This window comes from Streptomyces prasinopilosus, from assembly GCF_001419695.1.
GTDB classification, from domain to species: domain Bacteria; phylum Actinomycetota; class Actinomycetes; order Streptomycetales; family Streptomycetaceae; genus Streptomyces; species Streptomyces prasinopilosus.
Window position 1 is genome coordinate 1 of record NZ_LIRG01000463.1, and the last position, 4353, is coordinate 4353.

At 69.1% G+C, this 4353-nt stretch carries 4 protein-coding genes; 3 read left to right on the top strand and 1 reads right to left on the bottom strand.

What is annotated here, in order from left to right; all coding sequences use genetic code 11:
• Positions 1-133: 133 nt before the first annotated feature.
• Together AOK18_RS19490 and glpK are read left to right on the top strand one after the other, a co-directional pair.
• Positions 134-1021, top strand: coding sequence for an MIP/aquaporin family protein (locus AOK18_RS19490; RefSeq protein ID WP_055570930.1), 888 nt, complete (start codon positions 134-136; stop codon positions 1019-1021).
• Positions 1022-1212: 191 nt separating this feature from the next.
• Positions 1213-2730 (top strand): glycerol kinase GlpK, encoded by a 1518-nt coding sequence (gene glpK, locus AOK18_RS19495; RefSeq protein WP_055695197.1) that lies wholly within the window; start codon positions 1213-1215, stop codon positions 2728-2730.
• Positions 2731-2752: 22 nt separating this feature from the next.
• On the opposite strand, the gene AOK18_RS19500 is transcribed toward glpK, so the two are convergent.
• Complete coding sequence (locus AOK18_RS19500) at positions 2753-2944, bottom strand: hypothetical protein (RefSeq protein WP_055570929.1); 192 nt, start codon at positions 2942-2944, stop codon at positions 2753-2755.
• A 177-nt stretch (positions 2945-3121) separates the two neighbouring features.
• On the opposite strand from AOK18_RS19500, the gene AOK18_RS19505 reads away from it, so the two are divergent.
• The gene (locus AOK18_RS19505) at positions 3122-4255 is read left to right on the top strand and encodes a glutathione-independent formaldehyde dehydrogenase (RefSeq protein ID WP_055695196.1); all 1134 of its coding nucleotides are present in this window, start codon (positions 3122-3124) and stop codon (positions 4253-4255) included.
• The last annotated feature ends 98 nt before the right edge of the window (positions 4256-4353 follow it).

Here is a 4353-nt window from a genome sequence, read left to right on the forward strand (position 1 = left end):
GGCCGGGGACGGAGAACAGGGCACTACTCCATGCGAGGGAAATCCGGTGCCGCGCAGGCGGAATCTCCTCGGTCGGCATAAGTTTCCGTTAATGGGGAGGGCACATCCGCGTCATTCCAGCCGAGGAGAACCGATGGCCGAACGCACAGCCCATCGGCGTGGTTATCGAGAAGGCCTCGCCGGTGAGATGCTCGCGGAATTCCTGGGGACGTTCGTCCTGCTCCTGTTGGGCATCGGATCGGTGGCCGTCGCTGTCGTCGGCCTGCCCGGTTCGGGCCGGCAGACGGCGGACTTCGGTCCCGCCAACTGGCTCATCATCTCGTGGGGCTGGGGCCTCGCCGTGGTGTTCGGCGTGTACGTGGCCGGCGGCATCAGCGGCGCCCACCTCAACCCCGCGGTGACGCTGAGCTTCGCCGCCCGGCGGGACTTCCCCTGGCGGAAGGTCCTGCCCTACTGGCTGGCACAGGTCGTGGGGGCGTTCGTCGCCGCCGCGCTCGTCTACGCGTGCTACCGGTGGGCGATCGACGCCGCCAACACCGAGGCGGGAATTCCGCGGGACGAATCACTGGCGACCTATTCGATTTTCGCCACGTTCCCCGCAGAGTACTTCGGGAATTCCTGGTGGGGCCCCCTGCTCGACCAGATCGTGGGCACCGGGATTCTGCTGCTGTTGATCTGCGCGCTCATCGACACCCGCAACACGGCCCCGATGTCCAACATGGGACCGTTCCTCATCGGCCTGGTGGTCGTCGCGATCGGCCTGACGTTCGGCACCAACGCCGGATATGCGATCAACCCCGCCCGGGACTTCGGGCCCCGGCTGTTCACCTTCTTCGAGGGCTGGGGCTCCATCGCCCTGCCCGGAACCTTCCAGTGGTACAGCGGGTACTGGTGGATCCCCATCGTCGGCCCGCTCATCGGCGGACTCGTCGGGACCGGCGTGTACGACCTGATCATCAAACCGGTGATCAAGGCCAGGCTCGGGGCCGCCGAAGAGGGACCGGCCACCGAGGAGCCCTAGGGTCCCTCGTCCCTCCCGCCCCGGACCGGACCGGGCGGGACCGGACCGGACCCGGTTCGGGCCGGGACGGGCGGGACGGGGAGGCAGGCCGGGGTAGTCGGGGGAAGCAGGCCGCATCACGGCCGGGGCGGCAGCGCGCTCCCCGGCCCGGAGCGCACCATCCCGCACGACCACGAGAAGAGGTGGCCACGATGCCCGAATTCGTCGGCGCGGTGGACCAGGGCACCACCAGTTCACGTTTCATGATCTTCGACCACGCCGGGAACGAGGTGGCGAAGCACCAGCTCGAGCACCGCCAGATCCTGCCCCGGTCGGGGTGGGTCGAGCACGACCCGGTGGAGATCTGGGAGCGCACCAACACGGTGATCCAGAACGCCCTCCGTACCGGGAACCTCTCGGCCACCGACCTGAAGGCCATCGGCATCACCAACCAGCGCGAGACGACCGTGGTCTGGGACCCGCGCAACGGCCGGCCGTACTACAACGCCATCGTCTGGCAGGACACGCGCACCGACAGCATCGCCGCCGCCCTCGAACGCGACGGCCACGGCGAGGTCATCCGGCACAAGGCCGGCCTGCCGCCGGCCACCTACTTCTCGGGCGGCAAGATCAAGTGGCTGCTGGAGAACGTGGACGGCCTGCGCGAGGCCGCCGAGGCGGGCCACGCCCTGTTCGGCAACACGGACGCCTGGGTGCTGTGGAACCTCACCGGCGGACCCAACGGCGGCGTGCACGCCACCGACGTGACCAACGCCAGCCGCACCATGCTGATGAACCTGGAGACCCTGGACTGGGACGACGAGCTGCTGGGCATCTTCGGCATCCCGCGCGCGATGCTGCCGTCCATCAACCCCTCGTCCCACCCCGAGGCGTACGGCCAGGCCCGGACCTCCCGGCCGCTGGGCGCCCCCGTGCCGATCACCGGGGTGCTCGGCGACCAGCAGGCGGCGACCGTCGGCCAGGTCTGCTTCTCCCCCGGCGAGGCCAAGAACACCTACGGCACCGGCAACTTCCTGGTCCTCAACACCGGTACGGAGCTGGTGCGTTCGCAGCACGGGCTGCTGACGACGGTGGCGTACCAGTTCGACGGCAGCCCCGCGGTCTACGCGCTGGAGGGATCCATCGCCGTCACCGGCGCGGCCGTGCAGTGGCTGCGCGACCAGCTGAAGATCATCAAGAGTGCCCCGGAGAGCGAGGACCTGGCGCGCTCGGTGGACGACAACGGCGGGATGTACTTCGTACCGGCCTTCTCCGGCCTGTTCGCCCCCTACTGGCGCTCCGACGCCCGCGGCGCCATCGTCGGCCTGGCCCGCTACAACACCGGTGCGCACATCGCGCGGGCCACCCTGGAAGCCATCTGCTACCAGAGCCGCGACGTGGTCGACGCCATGGAACGGGACTCGGGGGTCCACCTGGACGTCCTCAAGGTCGACGGCGGCGTGACCGCGAACGACCTGTGCATGCAGATCCAGGCCGACGTGCTGGGGGTGCCGGTCAGCCGTCCGGTGGTCGCCGAGACCACCGCGCTGGGCGCCGCCTACGCCGCCGGCCTCGCCACCGGCTTCTGGCGCGACACCGACGAACTGCGCTCGCACTGGCAGGAGTCGAAGCGCTGGAGCCCGGTGTGGAGCGAGGAGCAGCGCCAGAGCGGCTACCGGGACTGGAAGCGGGCCGTGGAGCGCACCCTGGACTGGGTCAAGGTCACCTGACGGCCGGCGGCCGGCGCGGCCCTCAGCGGTCGGCGACGTCCTCGCGGAGGCCGTCGGAGAACTCCCACCACGACAGGGGGAGCCAGTCGCCGTCGACGAAGGCGTCGACCGTGGCGCCGCGACCACGGACCGTCACGGTCGTTCCCGGCGGGTAGGTGGTGCCGGACAGCCCCGGCACGGGGACGAGCAGGGTGCCCAGCCTCTGAGCTGCCATTTCCGCCTCTCCTTCTTCCTGTTCCATGATTCACGGGACCGCGCCGTGCGCGCATTTTCCGGAGACTACTGGCTTGCCCATCCGTAAAGGTCGGAGAATCATGAGAGATGCGTCACGCGGAGAATTCGGGGGGCGTGGCAACCAGCAGCGTATATCGCCGAGCGAAAGGTTGCAGCCATGAGGGCCGTCGTGTACAAGGAGCCGTTCAGCGTCGCCGTGGAAGAGGTCGGCAAGCCTGACCTCCAGCACCCGAACGATGTGATCGTACGAGTCACCTCCACCGCGATATGCGGCTCCGACCTGCACATGTACGAAGGCCGCACCGGTGCCGAGCCCGGCATCGTCTTCGGCCACGAGAACATGGGGATCATCGAGGAAGTCGGCGAGGGCGTCACCTCCCTCCAGGCCGGCGACCGCGTGGTCATGCCCTTCAACGTATCCTGCGGATTCTGCAAGAACTGCGTCGACGGGTTCACCGCATTCTGTCTGACCGTCAATCCCGGTTTCCCCGGAGGCGCTTACGGTTACGTCTCCATGGGACCCTGGCAGGGCGGTCAGGCCGAATACCTGCGCGTTCCCTACGCGGATTTCAACTGCTTGAAACTTCCGTCGGGACAGGAGCACGAGACCGACTTCATCCTGCTCGCCGACATCTTCCCCACCGGCTACCACGGCTGTGAACTCGCCCGGGTCAGCCCCGGCGAGAGCGTCGCGGTGTACGGCGCGGGGCCCGTCGGCCTCATGGCCGCCTACTCCGCCCTGCTGCGCGGGGCGAGGAAGGTGTTCGTCGTGGACCGGGTCCCCGAGCGGCTGCAGAAGGCCGAGGAGATCGGCGCGATCCCGGTCAACTTCGCCGAGGGCGACCCGGTCGAGCAGATCAAGGAGCAGACCGACGGCGAGGGCACGGACAAGGGCGTCGACGCCGTCGGCTACCAGGCCTCGGCACACGGCGCGGACCACGAGGAACCGGCCACCGTCCTGAACTCGCTCGTCGGTACGGTCCGGGCCACCGGGGCTCTCGGCATCCCCGGCCTCTACGTCCCCTCCGACCCCGGAGGACCGGACGAGCAGGCCAAGCAGGGCATGCTCCTCGTCGCGATCGGCAAGCTCTTCGAGAAGGGCCTGCGGATGGGCACGGGCCAGTGCAACGTCAAGCGCTACAACCGGTTCCTGCGGGACATGATCATCGAGGGCAGGGCGAAGCCCAGTTTCGTCGTCTCCCACGAGCTCCCCCTGGACCAGGCGCCGTCGGCCTACGACAAGTTCGACAAGCGGATCGAGGGCTACACGAAGGTGGTGCTGCACCCGTAGGCGGCCCGCGGGCGGACGGCCGGCGCGGGCGGACCCGCGGGAGAGGCCGTGCACGGCCTCGGGACCCGCCCGGTCCCGTCGCCGTGCACGGCCTCTCC

Coding starts and splice junctions, on each gene's coding strand:
- AOK18_RS19490 (WP_055570930.1), top strand. CDS start 134: ATGGCCGAACGCACAGCCCATCGGCGTGGTTATCGAGAAGGCCTCGCC.
- glpK (WP_055695197.1), top strand. CDS start 1,213: ATGCCCGAATTCGTCGGCGCGGTGGACCAGGGCACCACCAGTTCACGT.
- AOK18_RS19500 (WP_055570929.1), bottom strand. CDS start 2,944: ATGGCAGCTCAGAGGCTGGGCACCCTGCTCGTCCCCGTGCCGGGGCTG.
- AOK18_RS19505 (WP_055695196.1), top strand. CDS start 3,122: ATGAGGGCCGTCGTGTACAAGGAGCCGTTCAGCGTCGCCGTGGAAGAG.